2 protein-coding genes are annotated in these 20,944 nt (G+C 63.4%); both read right to left on the bottom strand.

Annotated elements, in window-relative coordinates:
* Positions 1–20 precede the first annotated feature (20 nt).
* Positions 21–1,661: a ShlB/FhaC/HecB family hemolysin secretion/activation protein gene (locus OU997_RS04310; RefSeq protein WP_267809858.1), complete on the bottom strand. Its 1,641-nt coding sequence runs from the start codon at positions 1,659–1,661 to the stop codon at positions 21–23.
* Positions 1,658–20,866: a leukotoxin LktA family filamentous adhesin gene (locus OU997_RS04315; RefSeq protein ID WP_267809196.1), complete on the bottom strand. Its 19,209-nt coding sequence runs from the start codon at positions 20,864–20,866 to the stop codon at positions 1,658–1,660. The genes OU997_RS04310 and OU997_RS04315 overlap by 4 nt, the downstream gene beginning before the upstream one ends.
* Between the last annotated feature and the right edge of the window lie 78 nt (positions 20,867–20,944).

Genomic DNA, 20,944 nt, shown 5'->3' on the forward strand with positions numbered 1-20,944 from the left:
GTTCAAACGTGAATAAAAGGTCAGCGCAGAATGATCTGGGCCAACACCTGGCCGCCGTCCTGATCAGGCACAACATCCTTGAGGGTGTTGGCGGCCGTCAGGCTCAGACTCAGGTGCCGGCCCCAATTGAAATTGAGTCCGACGCCGACGCTCTGCAGGTCGATGTCGGTGATGCCCAGCTCCATGGCACGGCCATAGTCGAAGAACACAAAAGGCTGCCAGCGCTGGCTTGGGCGCCACCAGGCTTCCAGGTTGAGCGTTGCCCCCTGGGGCGATGAAATGACACCGGGGTCATACCCGCGCACACTGCTGATGCCGCCAAACTGGTAGAACAGTGAAGCCGGCAACTCTTCGGTATTGTTGGCGAATTGCCAGCCAAAACGCCCGACCAGCTCAAACTGCTCACCCAGGGCCCGCGACAGATAACCTTGCCCGCTGAGCAGTGCGTAGCTGCCCGTATCACCACTCACCGCGTTGTCCACACTGGCTTGGCGCACACGCTGCTCATACCGCAGGTACCAGGGCGCAGCCCGGTATTCGAGCTGGCCACGCAGAAAGGCCTCGCGGGTATCCACTTCACTGAGGGTGAAACTGTCGACGGTGTTCTCCGAACGCTGCTGGTTATAGCCCAAACCCGCTTGCAGCAGCCAGTTGTCATCCAGCCACCAGGGCTGGTCAAACCCCAGGGTGTAGGTGCGCGACTCCCCTTCGATATTCAGTGCCGCCAGCGGCCCCTCCTCCACGGTCATGCTGTTCCCGCCCACCTCGGCATAGGCAACCCCATTCCAGCGGTTCAGCGGCCGGCTGTAGCGCAGACTGGCATATTGCGAACCTGCGGTTGTTACCAGCAGCAGGTTGAGGGCATCGGCCACGGCGGTGGGCGAAAACCAGGTGAGGCTGCCGCCATACTGCTCACGGCCAGTGCTTTCATTGCCATAGTTGTTGGCAAACAGGCTCCATTGCAGCGTTTCAGGCTCGAACGCCTCCAGCTCAACCGATGTAGTGCCAAAGCGAGCGCCGGGGGCCAGGCTGGCCGTCACTTGAGGGCCAGGCGTGGTGGCATTGAAACGCTGAATCGCACTCATCAGCGCCGGACTGTCCAGGGTGCTGCCCGGCTGCACATTCAGGCGTTGAGCATAGAAACGCTCACCGACCTTACGCGTCTCTCCCTTCCAGGTGACCTGATCGACCTTCGCCTCGACCAGCACAATGCGCAACTGACCGTCTTCCAGGCTTTGCGCCGGGATCAATGCCCGTGCCGTCAGCTGGCCACGCGCTTCGTAGAGCGCATTGATCTCACGCAGCAGCTGATTCAATTCAGCAAAGCCAATTTCACGGCCGACATACCCCTGGGCCAAGGACTCCAACTGCTCGCGAGGCAGATAGACCGAGGCATTGAAGGCGATACCCGTCAGCGCAAACCGCTCCCCCTGATCCGGCAGAACCTGATCAGCAGGCGCATCACCGCGCAACGCCGGCACTTGCGTACGCCGGGCCCGCTCTTCAATACGCTGCTGTTGCTGAATCTGCTCCACCTGCTCGCGTTGCAGGTTCGGGTTAACCAGCCCCGGTACCTGCGGGGCGATAGGCTGCGCCGCCTGTGCGTGGATGCTGGCCAGCATGACCAACATCAGCCAGGTAGCACGCGGGGTCGTTATCACAGGGACCAAGAAGCCACCTCATCTCCTTCCAGCCGATCACCGGCCACATCGATATTGATACGGGTTTCCACAGGCGCCTGACTCCAGGCGGGCACCCAGACACCATTCGACACCACCGTTGCAGCCAGACTATTGAGCAGGGACGCCAGACGTACCAGCGTCAGGCCGCTCGACAGGTGCTGCTCGGCAAAGCGCGCCGCAGAAATCCCCTGGTACGGGACACCGGTGCCGGCCTCACGGTTGATGCTGAAGTTCGGCACCACCACCTGATGGGTCAACTTGCGGTGCAGTACATAGGCGCTGGTGTCAGACAGCAGGCTGCTCTGCTTGAGGCTGAAGGCTTTGTCCAGCTCGTACAGCTGCACATCGGCATCGGCCATGTAAACCGGGCTGGCATTGTCCATGCGCACCCGTGCTTGCGGGGTGCGCAATTCAAGCCGATTGACTCCGCGTGCATCACGCAAATCCACCTGCGCCGCCGTGGTGTCGATCAGCGCGGCGGCCACATAAAGACGCGGAGCGGCGATGCTGGCAGCATCCAGACGCAAAAACAGCGTGTCGGCAATCTGCTGATCGGCACGGCCTTGCACCCAGAGGTCCAGTTGACCGCTACCGGTGTGTCGTCCGTAGAGCTGCATGTCACGGCCATGCAAGTCCAGACGTTGACCAATGGCCGCATCGGCGACCCGCACCAGATTCCCCGCCCACAGGCTCAGAGTCGGCGCCTCGGCCTGCTGCAGATGAATACTGGCAGCGTCTGAGCCACCGTGGCGAATGCCCGCACGCACCTGCACACCCTGTTCGGCGCGCAGCTGTGTACCCCGCACATCAAGCAGGCCATCAAGCAACGCCTGACCACTGGCCAGCAAACGTTCGAAGAAGATGCCTTCATCGGCGGTCCAACGCTGATCACCTGCACTGCGGCTGGTGGCCACCCGAATCAACCCGCGCGAGAGCAGATCGATACGCTGACTGGCAGCCAGATCGCCCAGCTGCAGGCGCGCGCCGGTCATGTCGATACGCCCATTGCGACTGTCCACCAGCGGCACCTCGATGCTGCCGGCTGCGCTCAGCAGAATATTGCCTGCGACCGCCTGCCCCTCATACTGACCGCTGGAACGGATGCGCTGACCGATGCGGATATCGCCTTGGTTGGCCTTGAGCGTGATGTGGCCACCGGCATCGATAAACTGCTCAATGTTGATCGCGGCACCGGAAACGATGCTCAGGTTACGCCCGGCCCTCACGCCCTCCAGGTCAACCTTGCCGGCAATTTCAAAACGCAGGTCACGGCCGGCTTCGGCAATACCGGTGATATTCAGGTCGCCGCCCAGGCCCACCACCAAATCACGTCCGGCTTTGAGCGAGTAGGTGCCCCCGAACAGCACCTTGGGCATGCTCAGGTCACCGTTGGCGATGATGCCAACGTCACGCTTGGCCTCCACCACCTGCCCGGTGATATTGCCGTGGCCCTGCAGGAAGTTGCCATTGGCCTGCAGGAAGATGTCCTCCTTGAGGCTCTGCGCACGGCCAAAGCGCAGGTTGCGGCCCATCATGCGCAGCTCCAGATCAGCCTCGGCATTGCCACCCAGCACATCGCCGTCGGCATGCACCAACAGGTTACCGGTGGTTTTCAGATGGGCCGGCAGCAAGCCGGCCGTATCATTCGGGTCCATCGCGGTGCCAAAGCGGATGTTGCCCAGATGGCCTGCGGCCGTGGTGAGGCTCATGTCGCCGCCGCTGCGTCCCTCAAGCACACTCAGATCGCCCTGGGTATGCGCCTTGAGTTCACCCGCCGCGCTCACCCGGCCGAGCTGGGCACTGCCCGCCGACAGGTCAATCCGTTGCAGACGGCTGTGCAGCTCATCGACCGCCAAATGCCCGCCAGCATTCAGGCGCAGAGCACCGCTGGTACTTTCCAACCGGCCAAAGGTCCCGCTGCCTATGTTGGCACTGACATCACCCTGCACCAGCGCACTGTCACCCAGCCAGTGACCCGCGCCCTGCATGTTCAGCGTTCGCCCAACATCCAGCGAGCCAACGCGCAGCGTGCCTTGAGCGCCAGTGTGCTGCAGGTCAGCATGACCGCTCACCGTCGCACGCTGCAGCCACATGCCCTGAGCCACGCGCACCAACAGGTCACCGTCAATGGCCAGATCGGCCAGTTGCGATGCGCTGCCTGCCCGCAGCTGCGAGGTCTTCGCCTGCAAGCGCTGCAGCGCCAGATCACCCGTCAGCTCAAGGTCAGCCTCTGCACCCACGACCAGGTGACCAATCTGCGCGGCAGTGCCCTGCAAGGTCAAACGGCCTGATGTGGTCAGACGACCCAGTTGCAGCGCGTCATGCAGCTGCATGCTCACAGCACCGCCGAGGTTGGCCTCGGTGATCTCACTGCGACCTGCTTTCAGGCTCCAGCCGCCGGTGGCGTCCAGTTGGCCCAGGTTCAGCGTGCCGGTGAGGGTGTGCTGCACCTGACCGTTGACCGTGGCGTTGCCGATGCGTGCCGAGTCGGCCTGCAAGGTCCAGTTCGCGCCGGCCGTCAGGCTGTCTTGCGCCAGTGCTCCACTCAGTTGCTGGTCAACAACGCCTTGGATATCAGCGGTGGTGACGGTCGCCGAGGTGCCGCGCAGAGTCCAGCCCTGTCCGGCGGTCAATACGCCCAACTGCAGCGCGTCATGCAATTGCATGCTCACCGCGCCACCCAGGTTGGCAGCGGTGATCTCACTGCGACCTGCTTTCAGGCTCCAGGCGCCGGTGGCATCCAGTTGGCCCAGGTTCAGCGCACCATTGAGCGTGTGCTGCACCTGACCGTTGACCGTCGCGTTGCCGATGCGCGCCGAGTCGGCCTGCAGGGTCCATTTCGCGCCGGCCGTCAGGCGGTCTTGCGCCAGTGCACCACTCAGTTGCTGGTCAACGAAGCCTTGGATATCAGCATTGGTGACCGTGGCCGAGGTGCCGCGCAGAGTCCAGCCTTGTCCTGCGGTCAACGCACCCAACTGCAGCGCGTCATGCAGTTGCATGCTCACCGCGCCACCCAGGTTGGCCTCGGTGATCTCGCTGCGACCTGCTTTCAAGTTCCAGCCGCCGGTAGCGTCCAGTTGGCCCAGGTTCAGCGCGCCATTGAGCGTGTGCTGCACCTGACCGTTGACCGTCGCGTTGCCGATGCGTGCCGAGTCGGCCTGCAGGGTCCAGTTACCGGCACGGGTCAGCCGGTCGATTTGCACTGCACCGCTGTGCACCTGCCCCAGCGCGCCGGCAACACTCACCTCGCCCAATACCGCGGAAGCACTGCGCAACGTGCCGAAGCCCGCTACATTGAGCGTGTCGATACGCAGGGCATCACTCAGATTGACCGTCAGATTGCCGCTACGACTATCCAAGGTGCCGACGGTCAGGGCTTCACCGCTCAGTTCCAGATCACGCTCGGCACGCAGTGTCGTCAGTTCGAGCAGACCGCTGCCCTGCAGGTGAATGTCCCCACCACTGCTGACCCGGTCCAGGCGCAGATGACCCAAGCTGCGCAACCACTGATGGCTCGCACTGTCCAGCGTACCGCCCTGAATACCAGCCGCCAGGCTGAGGAACAGCCCACCGGTGGCACTGTTGACCTGCAGGTGCCGGGCCGACAGCTCAAGCGGTTGCAGCGGGCTGCCAATATCACCCAGGCTGGACAGACGCAGCAGACCGCTGGCGTGCCAGCGCGTCGACGGTGCCCCTGCACTGAGGCGTGCGGCCTGAATATCCAGATCACCGTTGGCGACGCTGACGTTGCCCAGGCGCACGTCGCCACCGCTGTTGAGCAGGATGCCCTTGTCGGCATTCAGGCTGCTGCCGGCATTGGCCAGCCAGTCGCCGCTGACGTCCGCCACTAAGCCGCCAAGCTGCCACGCACCGCGCTGCTGCACCTCGCTGACTTGGCCCAGATTCAACGTACCGTTTACGGCAACCGTGCCCAGACGCAGCACGACCGGCTGACTGGCCGCGCCTTGCAGGCCGCCGAGCCAGGCATCAGCACCCAGGTCCAGATTGATCTGTTGAGACACCAGCCCTGTGCCCAGTTGCAAGCGCTGCCCGCTGGCCCCGGTCAGGCCGCTGACCTTGAGGTTGATCTGCCCGCCCAGCAGGTTTTCACCCAGCTGACTGGCGGCGCGCAGGTTACCCAGCACCTGCAGCGACAGACTGTCCACGCCCGTCAGACGCTCCACGGCCAGATCGCCGTGTTGCACCAGGTTGAGCAGCCGTGCCCGTGCGGTAAGGTCGCCAGTGACCGCCATATTCAGCGCCTGAGCGTTGCCGATACTGCCGCCGGCCGCCTCCAGGGTGACGTCATGGCCACGAATGACCACCTTGTCGCCATTGCTGCTGACGATGCTGCCATCGGTTTTCAGGCTGATGCTGCGCCCGTTGAGCGCCTGCACGTTGAAATCCTGCTCGCCACCGAGGAACAGGTCCGTTTGCGCCGTGGCGGTCAGGGTTCCGCCGGCCTTGACGTTGACGTCATCGCGCTGAATCACGCGGATCAGCAGCGGGTTATTGGCATCAAAAACGATGTCATCCCGCTCAGCAGACGCCAGCGCCGCGCGCTGTTCGTTGCTCAACGTAGCGGCCTGGCTCAGGTCGATGACAATCGCATCGGCTTTCAAGCGGCCAATGCGCGAGGCCTCCAGGGTGACGTTACGACCCTCGATGTTGTTGGCCTCCTTGACCACCGAACCGCCATCGTCGCGGCGCAACAGGTTGGCGGAAATCGAGTAGCGCAGTTGCTCATCCGTCCATTTGGCCGTCTGCTCCAGACTGGCCAGCTCGCTGCCCTGCAGTTGGTAAGTGAAGTTCGCATCAAAACTGCCCGCGCCATACAGCGTATGCAGGGCCTGGTAGTCCGCGATTCGCCGCGCCTCCTCGGTGGCGATCTGCTGCACGCTCCAGCCCAGGCTGGTGAGCTGGTTGCGCTGCCCTTCGCTGAAGGCGGCCTGCTGGGCATCGAAGCTCAGCGCCCCGCCCTGGCGCATGCGCCAGTACTGCGCATACCGCTGCTGCCCAGCCTTGACCAAGGCATCACGCTGTTGCGCCAGCGCTTCATCGGCGGCACTGCCGGTCAGGCCCATGCTGGCCCAAAGGCGCTGCAGCTCACTCAGGGCGCGGTTGTCGTAGCTCAGTTCGCTGTTGCCGTCATACAGGTCACCGGCACTGACCTTAAGCCAGACATCGCCACCGGCCTTGACCTGATCCAGCCAGAGGTTGCCACCCACTTCCTCCAGGTGGATATCATTCACGGCGTTCGCCCGCAGCAAGCCCTGGGCGCTGTTGCCCGAATCAATGCGCAGCGCATTGCCAGCGGCACCAATGCTGCCGTGGCTGGAGGTCAGGTTAAGGGTCTTGCCCGTCACCACCATCCCGGCCTGGCCGAGAATATCCCCTTGGGCACTGAGCGAGAGGTGATGACCGCCGGCACTCAGGCGTGTCAGGTTGACGCCGCCATTGAGGGCCTTGAGGTCGATCGAGCCGGCCTGGCTGGAAGCGCCCAGGCTGCGGGTGGCCTCGACCCGCAAGGCCTGTTCGGCGCTGCCGATTGACTGCCCGGCCTGCAGGTCGAGATCACGCGCGGCAATCACCAGGCTGTCATTGTTCTGCCGCAGCGCTCCGTCGACCTTCAGCGATGTGCTGCCGCTGAGGTTGTACAACGAGCCACGCAGCGTCACATCCCCCTTGGCCATCAGGTCGATCAGCCCACTCTCGCTGCCGATAAAGCTGATGTTGATGGGGCGATCAGCCTGCACCGCATAGCGGTTGATTTCTTTTGTGCCCGAGCTGAACACTTTGGTCAGGGTGGTGCGGTAAACCTGGCACCAAATGAAATGGGTCTTGCAGTACCCACCAAGGAACTCATTGATTTTGACCGGATCAGCGGTCGTGTAAGTCTCGTTGACCCGGGAAATTTCACCGGCCCCAAGGCCGACACGGAACATTTGCAACAGCGCGTTATCCGGGTCCTGATCCGCCAGCTGCAAGGCCGCATTCTGATAGATCGCGTTGAGCGTCGCGTCCTCGGCAAAGCGGTGGTTACGGATGCGCTCTTTGTCGATCCGGTACAGGCCTTGGCTGTTGCCCATGTACTCGGCACCGGGAATGGCTGTGCTCTGGCCCTTGACCACTTTTTCCCAGGCCAGGGTGCCATCACCGGTCGGGATAAAGCCCCAGAAGGCATCCCAGTACTCTTGCCGGGTGGTGGTGATGCTGTCGTCGCGCCCGGTCAGCCAGACGTAGGAGCGCCCGGCCGTGGTGCTGTAGCTGGTATCACGGCCATTGCTGCTGCCTTTGTGGGTCAGCGGACCGTTGCTCCAGCCTTCATAACGCTGCACCTGATCGCCCACGCGGGTGTACACCGTCGACCAAAGCCGATCGCCGCCAATCTGCTGCCCCTGTTCGCCACGTCCCAGATCGTTGATGCGCAGGGTGCCTTCCACGCCGCGGCCCAGGTCCAGCCCGGCCAGTTCCAGATGACGCGTGGTGTTGTTGGTGATGTGCACCTGACTGAAACCGTCGAGCACCTTGAGTTGGCCATTGCCGGTGCTGAGGATGTGCCCGGTCAGCTCCATGTAACCGCCGCCCACCTGCACCTGATCGAGCACGATGCTGTTGCTGTCGTAATCCCAGGCATACCCCAGGGTGCCGGTACGGGCATCGGTCTGCACCAGTTGCAGGCGGTTGCCAACGGCCTCTGCACGGCGACCGTCGAGATTGGCAAAGCGCGACTCATCAATGGTCGCCCGCCAATCCGCGACACCGCTCTGGATCAGGCCATTGATGTTCAGGTACAGCGCATTGATCACCACGTTCTGCCCGGCCACCGTGGCCGAACCATTGCCTTGAACCGTGCTGCCGTTGTTGTTGAATGCCGGATCACCACCAATATGCACAAAGGCCTTGGGGTTGTTCAGGACAAAGTCCTGACCGGCGCTGAGGCTCAGTTTCTGCGCGCGGATATCGGCATTGGCGTAGATGCTGCCGTATTTGGCGGTCAGTTCGATCTCGCCGCGTTTGTTCAACAGGCTGCCCGCGACGTAGATATCAGCCGCAGGCATGCTCAGACCAGAAGCATCCTTGATGTTGTCAGCCGGGTTGCGCAGGTTCTGCACCACAATGCGCGGCGCGGCCGAGTTTTCCGCCACGGTCACGCTGCTGAAGGTCGCGCTGCCACTGCCCGGCTTGTTGGCCGCCTGAATGCTGGCATTGCCGGACATCTTGGCACCGTTGAAGAGCAACTGACCGCCCAGGTGATCCGGGATTTCCAGCCCCTTGAGGCTAAGGAATGCCTCGCTGTGGTTGATGATTTCGATCTTCGCATCACCCGGTGCATTGAGCTTGCCGTTGCCGATCAGGGCATCGCCTTGCACCAAGATATTGCCGGGCTTGGCCAATATCGGATCAATTTCCAACAGCCAGATTTTCAAGCCTTCCGGCAGGGTGCCCTCGCCGGAAACAGCACCGGGGTTATTGGCGACCGTACCGCCCATCTGCTCATACAGCTTGCTCAGGGTTTTGTTCAGCAGGGTACGCTCAGCTTCAAAAGCCGCCCGCTCAACCGCCGAAATGCCGTAGCTGGCTAAGCGGTTATTGAGCTCCTGCAGGCGCTGCGTCAGCAACTGTGAGTATTCACTTTGCTTAAGGCTCCAGGTGATGCCATCACTGGCTTGCTGCATCACCGGAACGACGGTAAGCGTGCCTTGGGTCGAGGCATTAAGGCTGGCCGGGTTGACCTCCTGACCATTGAGCAGGTACTTCAGGCCACTGATGACCAACTTGCGCTGACTGTAAACGCCCGCATCCAACTGACCATCAATACGCACCAGGCCTTGGCCACGGTTCAGGGTGCTGCCGCCGTTGATGTCCAGCGACACCTGCCCGACGATGGCGCCCAGCAGGTCGGCGGCGGTCTGACGATAAAGGTCACGGCCCACGCCCTTGCCGGTGAGTACACCATGCCCTTGCCCGGCATAGGCATGAATGTCACCCACGCTGCGCAGCCGACTACCGGCGTTCACGTGCAGGTTGCTGGTGCGCAGGTACTCTGCGGCGGCATCCGGGTCTGTCACCACCGGGAAGGCGGTGTTGTTCCACAGGTCAGTGCGCGCCGTCAGCTCGGCGCGGTTCATCGCGCCATCGAGTCCATAACCGGCCTGCAAGCGCAAATCGCCATAGGCGAACAGCGCCGCATTGGCGTTTACGCGCGCCACATAGTCGGCTTTGACCCGCGCCAGACTGCTGCCGCTGGCCGCACCGGCTGCGCCGAACGTCTTGGCGTTAGCCTGACTGTCGATGACATAAGCACCGCTGGCAGCCAGCACCAGATCGCCGATGCTGTAGAGGTCGGCCCGCTCACCCACGCGCACCTCGGCGTTGCTCTTGAGCACATCGATGCGGGATTCGGCACGGGCAATGCTGATCGCGCCGCCACTGTCGAGTTTGACCCGGTCATAGCCATCAATACGGTTGAAGGCCTGAATTTCCAGTTTCTGCGGGTTGCGCCAATCGCCGTCGACACGCAGCAACACGTCGTTGCCGACCAGACTGCTGGTGTCCAGGGAGATCGCACTGAGGCTGCGCGCAGCCGCTGCATCGACCACACCACCGGAGCCGGATTGCACGTTATAGGCGCTTGCCTGGGGTTTGCTGACGTTGGCACGAGCGCTCTGGCTGTAGCCGCGGCTGTTGATGCGCGCGCCGTCCAACAACCGGGCACTGGTGGTCAGATTGATGTCGTTCTGTGCATGGGCACCGCTCATGCCAAGGAGTGCCGCACTGCTGCTGTCGACAAAGCTGTTGAAGCGCGACTGCTGCAACGCGCTGAGGGCCAGGCTGCCCACCTGCATGGCATTACCGAGCACGCCTCGCGCCCAGAAGCTGGCCAGAGTCGAACTGCTGTCAGCGGTTTTGCCAACGGCTGCCGCACCGCTGACCAGGCCACCCTGACCCGCGCTGGCAACGGCCTGGTTGTCCTGACTGCCGAGAGCATTGATCTTCACCGTGCTCAGGTTGCTCTCAAACAGACCCGCCACTTCGGCCAGTGTCTGCGACTGCGACAGTGCCTGCGCCACGGTGGCACCCAGCGCCAGCATGCCGACCAGCCGGCCATCGGCGGTGGCGCGCTGACGCACATCGGTTTGCGCCAGGAAGGTCCAACTGCCCCCGTCAGCGCCGGCAAAACGGCTGCTGGCACTGGTGCGCAACAACGCCTTACTGTTCGAACGCGCCGTGGCCACAGCGGCGTTGGCAGAGATGCCCACACCACCGGCCAGGCTCTGCGCATGCACAGTCGCACTGTCCTGCTCGCCCTCACGCAGCACGCGGCTGCGCAGCTGACCGGTGGTGGCTGACAGCAGCACGTTGCTGCCAACCGTCAACTCGGCCTGAGCACTGTTCAAGGTGTCGACCACACTGCCGCCCACCGCGAGCAACCCACCCAACGCATAGCCTTCGCTGCGGGCCTGCAAGCGCGTGCGCACCTGCGCATCCAGGTCCAACACCTGTGTGGCCTGCAGGCGGGCACCGTCACCGATGTTCAACCGGGCCTGTGCGGCATCACGGGCCAACAACAGCAGGGCATTAACGCCGCCTAACACACCACCACTGCTGCCCCAGCCATTGAGCTGGGCTGACCCTGCAGATAAAGCGGACAACAGGATGTCACTCGCCTGCAATGCGGCACCCGGTGCCACATCCAGACTGACCCGGCTGTCATGGGCGGCAACCCCCAACACCAGCCCGGCCCCGGCTAACCCACCGACCGCCAACCCCGAGGCTTTCACCTGCAAGTTCTGGCCGTCAGTGGCCTGCCCATTGAGGCTGCCTGTCAGCTGCACCGACCCGCCGAGGACGGTGCTCACGGCATTGTTCAACACCGCCGCTGCGACGGCACCGCCCACGGCACCGACAACCGCCGCCTGCCCACTGACCGCATTAACCAGCATGGCCTGGGTGTGATCACCGCTCTGTTCGGGGGTGTTCTTGTCCACGGCCGAGGCCCTGATTAGCAAGCTGGCGGCATTCAGCGTGCCGCGCAAAATCTCGGCACTGACCCGCGCATTAGACAGGCTGAATGCCATGGCCGCGCCATAGGCACCACCGCCCGCATTCAGACTGCCGGCTTGGTTACGGCTGGCCAGACGATCCTGAGCCTGTACCGAAGCCGCCCCACTGAGGCTGATCTGGCTGTCGCTGACCCGGGCTACGGTTTCGTGCTTACGGCTGCTGTTGCTCTGCAGGCGGTCACTGACGGTGACCTTGGAGCTGCTGTTGATACGCTCGGCATCCGCCTTGTCGCTGACCGTAACACGCGTGTAGCGCTGGCTGGCGTCATCCCAGACCACCTCATCGTGATTCAACTCGGTCACCGGGCCGGTGCTGCTCAGCTTATCGAGTTTGGCCAGCGTGCCCTGCCCGTCTTTGTTCAGGTAACTCAGTGGATCAACCGTGCTGTCACCGGCGCTGACTTGAGTAGCGCCGCTGCCCAGCAATAACAAACCCAGACTGCCGCTAAGGCTGGCAAAGCCCAGACCACCCGAGGTGGTGAGCAGTTCGGCATAGCCTTCGCGCAAGGCATTCACACTCAGACTGCCCGCATGCACGGTGCTGCGGTCAAGCAACGCGCGGGTTGCACTGTTGGCCACCACCACATTGGCCGACGCGCCCAGCGCTGCAGCGCCCACCACACCGGAGCCGACATTGCCGGTCACACGCAGGTTGTCGTGGGCATTGATGTCGAGGCTGCTCAACGGAGCGGCCGGCGTTCCGAACAGGGCTTGGCTGGCACCGGCTTCAGTGGTGGTTTCCACAACCTGCACCAGCGCCGAACCGGCTACCGCGCCACCACCGGCCGCAGCGCCCACCAGATTGCTGTGCAGTTCCGTGTTGCCACGGGCGCGAAGCGTAACGGAGCCGGCCTGTACACGGCTGTCGGCCAGTGAATTGGCCGCATCCACTGCCTCGCCGACCCAAGCGCGGGTCACCGCCTGATTCAGCACCAAGCCAAAGTTGGCCCCCACCCCCACCAAGCCGCCGGCCAGGGCCAGCGCATTGGCGCTGAACTGTTGCAGCGCATCCGCACTGACCAACAGGCTGCCGACCTGCAACTGACTGCCTTTATCCACCCGTGCTTCGGTGGTGCCTTTGGCAATCACCAGGGTGGCGTTGCCAGCGGTCCCGACAATGCCACCGCCGGCACTGGCCAACAGGCTGCTGGCGAACTGAGTAGACGCCGCCCGCACCTCAGTAGCGGCTCGGCTGGCCAGCAAGGCACCGCTGATAAAGGCGCGGGTGTCACGCTGAATCACCGTGGTGTCCAAGGCTGCCGCCACCGCCGCCACCCCGAGGCTGAACGACGCACTGGCCAGATAGCTGGCGCTCAGCGCATGGCTGGCAGCACCGACCAACACCTGTTGCGCTGCGGCCGCACCGGGCGCCTGATTGATCTGCGCCGACTCGATGCTGGCATGCGTGAGGCCACCGATGACGTTGCTATTGCCCAGGCCCGAGACCGACGCGCTGTAGAGGGGAACAAACGAAATCGAACCGGCCGCGGCCAGTTGACCAATCTGCTGCACCGAACTGGCCTGAACCGCCAGCCCACGGAACTGCCGCGTACCCAAACCCAGGTTGAGAATCGGGTTGAACTGCTCCGCATCACTCCACAGGCGGTCTTTGGCGTTCGGGCCATTGAGCAACACGCCGTTATCAATGTTCGCCGCGTCACCCAACGCCAGTGCGCTGACCTGCGTCTGAGCGTCCGTGATCCCTGCAGTGGTCTTGTTTTCAATCACGTTGACCGTGGCCGAACCACCGACCGACGCCGTGCCGCTGGCCATAAAGGCACCCGCAGCACCGCTGATCTGGTCCAGCGTCCGCGCCGACACCGTGACGTTGTTCTGCGCGACGATCCAGGCCCCTTGCTCAATAAACGCCCGAGCAGAACTCTGGATCACGTTAGTGGCGGCCGAACCGCCCACCGAGGCCGTACCCGAAGCCGCGCCACTGATCGACGCCGAACGGATGGTCGAGTTCGAGTGTGCGGCGACAATGAGGTCGCTGAGCAGCCAGCTCTGTGCCGCCTTGCGCCCTTGCACGCGGGCTTCCAGTTGGCTGGCCACGCGATTGACCGAGGTCGCCGCACCGACAGCCGCCGAGCCACCACCGGCCGCACCGCCGGACAACGCTGCGATGCTTGAGGTGTCCAACGCCTTGACGGTGACCACGCCGGCCGTTCCCGCACTGCCATCAATCTGCGCGCGGGTCACTGCACCAATGTTGTTGCTGGCATTGGACAGGGCCACGCCGCCACTGCCGCCAATGCTGCCGCTGACCGCCAGGGTGCGAATAGTGCCGGCGCTGGTGGCCAGCACATCGACTGCCGAGGTGCCGGCCGCGACGGTGCTGTCGAGAATCCGCGCAATCCGCTGCTGCTCGATGGTGCTGATGGCGACCGCGCCGGTTCCGGAACCGCTGCCGCCCACCTGCACATTACCGGCGGCGGTGTAGATGTCCGCCGCCCCATGGGTGACCTTGACCTCGACGCCCTGAGCACCGCTGACGCTACTGCTGTCCAGGCTGGCGCGCTCTTCGCCCTTGATCACATTGATCGCCAGCGACGCACCAACGGCCGCCGAGCCGGCACCGCCGGCACCCACCGCCAGCGAGCGGATACCCGATGCGCCACCACTGCGCAGACTCAGCGCGCCATTGAGCAGCAACTGACTGCCGCTGACTTCCGCAATGCGCTTAGCCAGAATGATGTTATTGGCGTTAGCCACGCCCACCGAGACGTTACCGGCCCCGCCCACGGTACCGGCCAGGCTCCAGATTTCCCGGTTGCCACGGCTGGCATTGAGCTCAAGACGACCCAGTTCGATGCGGCTACCCGTGATGCTGGCCGTTTCGCTGCCTTCAATCACGTTGCTGGTGGTCGAACCGGAAATAGCCGCCGTGCTGGCACCGGCACCGGAGACGGCGGCGGCGTAGATGGACTGATCCAGGCTGGCAGACAGCGCACCGCTGGCAAAGCCACGGATATCACTCTGCGCAATCGAGGCACTGCGTTGAGCACCAATGCGGTTGACCGAGAACGCGCCACCGACACCGGTATTACCCGAGCCGGTCACTTGCCCGGACAGCGAGGCAATCAGCATGCCTTGCCCTTGTGCCGCGTCCAGCGTGAGGCTCTTGCCACTGCCGCTGGTGCGCAGGTAACCGCCACTGACGCGGGCGCTGTCGCTGCCGTCGATGTTATTGACCACCACCGAGCCACCCACCCCGGCCGTGCTGCCACCGACTGCATTGACGCCAACGCCCCAGATTTCGCCATCCAGCCCCGACAACACGCTGGCCGAACCGCGCAGGTCCACTTCGCTGTCATTGACCTCGGCCTTGCGCGTCGCTTCGACCAGGTTGATCGCCACCGCCGAGCCCACACCGGTGTTGCTGCCACTGGCGGCCAGATTGAAGGCCAGCGACCAGATGCTCGCGCCCAGACCGGTCTGTGTGGTGCGAATGCTCAGGTCATCCGCCAGCACCTTGGCATTGCGCAGGTGCGCCAGGGTGGTGCCGGCAATCCGGTTGAAGGTCATGGCCCCGCCCACGGCAACATTGCCGGAGGTCACGGCCGCTGACAGGGCTGCACTGATGATGCGGCTCTGCTGGGCTGCATCCAGGGTCAGGTCGCCGCCCAGTTCATAGCGGCCTTTTTCCAGCACGGCTTCAACGCGCTGCTGCATATCGCTGATGCCCACCGCACCGCCCACCGCCGTGGAGCCGCTGCTGCCGGTGATATTGCCCGCCAGTGAATAGTGCCCGCCGCTGCGCTCGGCGCTGATGCGCAGGTTATTGGCTTTGAGCGTGCGATCGCCCATGTCCACACCCGCCAGCACATTGCCGCGTCCAATCAGCGCCGTGGCCGAACCGGAAACGCCCACCTCGGTGCTGCCCGCACCGGAAACCGCAGCCGCCAGCACGTCAGCACTGTGCCGCGCAGTAATCGTCAAATCGCCGCTCAGGTCGACGTTACTGTTGGCCAGTTGAGCGGTGTATTCGCTGCCGGCATACACCAGCGCCATTGAACCGCCCACCCCGGCCTTGCCACCGGAGGCCCCCAGGCTGCCGGCCACCGCCAACACCGCTTCGCCGGCGATCTGACCCTCGAACAGGTTACCGGGACCGTTCTTGCCATTGAGCAAATCTTTGTCCACTTCACCACTGACCTTGATCGCCGACACGGTGTTACCACCGCCCAGATCAAGACCGCTCTCCAGCAAGGTGCCCTCGGCGGCCGTGGCGAACAGGCCGTCCAATGGCGAGGCGCCGGAGAGGCTTTGTGCCGACAGGTTCAACGCTCCGCCTTGCAGTGAAGACAACAGCGCCGGGGACGTGGCGTTCGGCTTATACGCGTCCACACGCGACTGGATCTTGTTGGCCAAGACCAGTGCCAGCAACGAACCGGCACCCGCGCCACTGTCGCTGCCCGTGCTGACGGCACCGGCCAGCGCGCCGGCCAGCACCCGTGAGGCGCTCGCCGCGGTGACATCCATGCGGGCGAAGTTGCTCGCCGTGCTCCCCAGCCATTCCGCCGCCAGGGTATTGGCCAGCACACCCACCACCAGCGAACCGCCGGCACTGCCACCGTTGCCCTTGCTGCCGGCAAACGCGCCGCCGCCGAGCATCACCCGTGCGCGGTCGTAGGCGTTGACGGCGATCTGGCCGGGTGCCGCCTGGCGCTGTTGCACCTGGCTGTTCTCCACCAGCGCGCGGGTGCGGTTGCCCATGTACGCGGCCGAACCGGACAGCGAAACCGCCACATTTTTATCGGTACCGGCGGTGGCCACGGACAGACCAAGACCGAGCGCGATCTGATCACCGGCACTGAGGGCCTGCACCTGCAGCAGGTCGTTGCCACGCAACAGCACATTGCCCACCCGCGCATCGGTTTCATTCATCAGGTGGTTGTAGGCCAACGCCCCCGAGAGGGCGGCACTGGACTCACTCTTCTGCTTGCCCGCCAGGGTCAGCGCGCCGGCACCGGAACCACTGAACTGGTGCGTCTGGTTGAGGGCCAGCACGTTGACCTTGCTGCCGCCGTCGGCGGGGTCACGCGGATCGAGCACGATATCGCCCAGATCCGCCTTGCTGCGCTGACGCGACACATTAATGCTCGCCGAGCCGGCAGCCGCCAACGCGAAGCCCTTGCCTTGCCCGCCGGAGTCTCCACCCCCGCCATCCGGTCCACCGCCGGCGTCTTTCTTGCTGAACAGCTTTTTCATGCTGTCCCAGCCACTCGAAATCTTCTCCGGCGCTTCGGTCACCGCATCCTTGAGCTTGCCGGCCGCACTGGACAAGGCACTCAGCGCCGGGGTGACGTTGATCACGCCGACGGTAATCGACTGCAGCAACGCCTGACCCAAGCTGTCGGCCAGCTCTACCGTGGGTTTGCCGATATCACCGGCCTTTTTCGTGCCATCGTCCTGCTCTTTCTGCTCATCCTTACCCTTGGCAATGGCCCCGGCGATGGCAAAAGCCCCGCTCTGCCCTGAACTGAGCGCCTGAACATCCAGCACGTTGGCTTTCCATGCACCTTTACCGCTGGCCTCCAGACCTTGGCCCAACGCCGTAGGTCGCCAGTTCAGGTTATTGCCCACCAGCGCATTGACGTCGGTGGTCAACACATTCAGCGCCAGCCCACCGCCCACCCCGGCGGTACCGCCCAGCGCCACGGCACCCGCTGCGGTCCACAGCCCCAGGAGGTGCTCGGCCTGCACACCAATGCGCTTGGCGTCCATGCTCGCAGTGTTATGGATGGAGGCATTGACCGTCGAGGTGAGGGTATTGGCCACGGCGGCACCATTGGCCGCCGCACTCACCCCTTTGCCGGCAGACGGGCTGAGGGCCAGGATCAAATCATCCTGCAGAGCCTGGACCTGCACCCCGCCAGCCTTGACCACCGCCTGTGCGCCGATACCGGCCACGGCCTTGCTGGAAACAGTCTGGATATTCAGCGCCCCGCCAAGGGCCGAGGGCTTGGAATTTTCACCCGGGGCCGACTCGCCCCCCACAGCAGTGCCGAACAGGAACATGCCGATATTGCCGGCAATGGCCAGCTGGCCGAGTTGGTTGCCCGCCGTCACCGTGATGGGCTGTGCCCATTCCCAGCGGCGGCTGGCCACCATGGCACTGGGCGGAATCAGCAAACCCTGAGCATCACGCAAACCGACCAGCGCATCCAGCGGCCTGCTCTGCCAGGCAAGCTCATCATTGACCAAGGCTTCCAGGCGAACCCGATCCCCGACCCAGGCGCGGGTATCAATCAAATTGGTCAGCACTGAGATGGAGCCGGTGATCGCCAGTTCATCGGAGGTGCCCTGGGAGTTGACGTACTGGGTGGAAAACTTACCCGCCAGGTCACTCGGCCAGCCCCCCAGGCTCATCATGTTCTTGCCGATATCACTCAGCGAACTCCAGCGGTCAAAGCCGCCGAGACTCAAGGGTTGGATGTATTGAGCGCCCAGGCCGATGCGCTGGGCACTGATCTGCGCACCATCGCCAACCAGCGCGCGGGTGCCCTGATTCAGGGTGGCAATCGCCACGGCCATGCTCAGCGAATAGTCATTCTGGTCCGAGCCATTCTTGGAGCCGTTGACGGTGCTGTTGACCAGGTTATGCAGCTCACGAATCTCCTGCAGCGCAGTGAGCCCAAGATTGCCGCTCAAATTGAGCTGCGTGCTCTGGCCGATGCTGGCCTCGGCTTGCTGATCACTGACCACCAATCCCAGCGAGGCGGCCAACCGGAATTTGCTGTCCGTCGGCTGAGTCGGATTCACGTCCTTGAACTTGCTCAGCACATAATTCTTGATCGGATCAACTGTGCCAATCGCACGAAACTTAAGGAAATCCGCCAGGCCTTTGCCGGCCTGCGAGGTCGCCTCATTTTGCTGACGGGAAATCAGGTTGGTGGCGCTGACGTCCAGATGACGCGCGCCGCTCAGATTGGCATTGAACGCCGCCTGGGTATTGCTGTTGAGCACACTTAAGGCCAGCACGGCACCACCGGCAGCACCGTTACCCAACGACTTGAACACCGCCTTGTTGCGGATCGCTTGCTCGGTCAGCGCCAGCAGGCTGACATCGCCCCGCGTGTGCAGTAGCGCACCGCTGCTGACCTTGGCCGAGGTGGTCAGGCCCGTGTTGGCCATGGCAAAAGCAAAGCCGGTGGTGGTGGCCTGCTTGCCTTCGGCGTCGTGCCCATTGGTGGCTTCCGACTCAACCGTCAAGGTGTTCTGACTGTGCGCCTGCAGTGCGATGCCCTGCTCGCCCTTGAGCGTGGCGCCCGACTTGACCTCCACGCTGGTGGTGCCGCTGATGCGGCCAAAGGCCATGCCGGCGTTAAAGGGAATCAACGATTGCACCAGCGGAATGGAGAAGCTTTCCGTTGTCACCTTGCGCGTACTGTCGGCCTTGACCAGCAACCTCTGACTGGCATGCAGGTTCGCGCCGTCAAGCACCTCAATCTTGGAGTCGGCATGACCGATCGACACGGCCAGGAAGGGAATCAACGCCGACAGCTCACTCAGGTCGGCGGGGTCTGCACCCAACGCCTTGAGCTGGTCGGGATTGCTCAGCGAGCCAATCCCGGTGATCGGCCCCATGATGTCGCCGATGATCTTTTTCCAGGCTTGTTCATCGCTCCAGCCGTTTTCATTCTTCATCTTCAGAATGTCGGCTTTGATCGCCGCGCTGTCGAACAGCGAACTCAGCAAGCCTGGGTCGACAACTGCCACGGCATTGCTGTTCAGGGCGATATTGCCGCCCTTGAGCGTACCGGCGACCTTGACACTGGCATCGGCCGCCGAATAGCCGCCCAGTTGCTTGCTGATGGCCGTAGCGCTGACCTTGATGTCACCCTCGCGGAAGTCATCGGCGTGGCTGGCATCCAGTACGGCATTTTTCTCGATATTGACACTGGCAACGCCGCGGTCAGGTGCCAGCAGCGAGTTCGGCTTGGTTTTTAGCGTCTGGGTAATTTCGTCGACGGTCTTGGCATCGCCGCCTTCGCAGAAGGTGCAGGCACCATCACTGATGGCGCTGACCTGAATATCCCCGGAGCGCCCACTGCCGGTGGCCCGCGTATCGACCACGGCACCGCTGCGCACATTGATGGTGCTGCCTTCAAGCGTCACTTTACCGCTGTTTTTGCCGGCCTCGCCCTGGCTGCGCACGCGGGCGGATGCCGTCAGCTCCAGGCTTTGCCCACCCGACACCGAAATACTGGCCCCACTGCCATCGGCCATCAAAGCCGCCAGTTCACCGGAGATTACCGCCGAGTCACGGCCGACGATGCGCACCGCACCATCGGCTCGCTGCGCGGCCTGTCCCACGGACAAACCGGCGGTGTTGACCGTGCCTTTGAACACGGCATCAGCAATGTCCTTACCGCCTTCAACACGCGCCCCTTGGGCCACCACCGCCGCGGCACCAAAGATATTCACCGAGCCTACGGCATTGACCTTGCCCTTGATCTCAAACTTGCCGCGCTCTGAACCCGGCAGGTCGGTCAGCACACCCGCGTCGTTGTACTGGCCGTTCTTCAAGTCGTCGACCAATTGGCTTGCGCCTTCGGGCGTAACCACACCCACCGCCGAAGACAGCTGCTGCATCTGCTGCGCCGAGGGCGTGGTGATGGTCAAACTGCCGACGTTGATGACACCGCTGCTGCCCACCACCATGCCATGGGGGTCGGCAAAGATGATGTTGCCGCCAATCCGGTTGCCATCGGTCAGCACGCCATTGAGCGTGCCATTGATCACCACCCGTGAGTCATGCACCAGGTTGACCAGATTGCTGGCCCCGCTCGGCACATAGAGGTTTACGGTATTGCCGTTGCCGACCTGGAAATGACTGAAGGAGTTAAAACCGGTCTGCCCGCGCACTGTGCCGGTGGTGATATCCGTGACATTGCCCTTGACCGCAATAGTGGTCGCCGTGCCCGGAAACTGCACCAGGGTATCGCCCACCAGGTACGTGCCGCCGGAGGCAACAATCGTGTTCGTATCCGCCCAGACCGCAGGCACGCCCATGCCGACCAGAATGGCTGCCGCCAGTCGGGTAGGCTGAAACACCTGCTTGGGCTGTTCACGAAAGGTCGAACGAGGGGCGGGGCGTTTGACCAACATGGCGGACCTCACTGTCACGAATGGAGATATCACGAGTAGTGAATTCTCTGGTTTCGCTATATGTGAGTGCTAGGAAAG

Origin of the sequence: Pseudomonas sp. SL4(2022), from assembly GCF_026625725.1 — a bacterium.
GTDB lineage: Bacteria > Pseudomonadota > Gammaproteobacteria > Pseudomonadales > Pseudomonadaceae > Aquipseudomonas.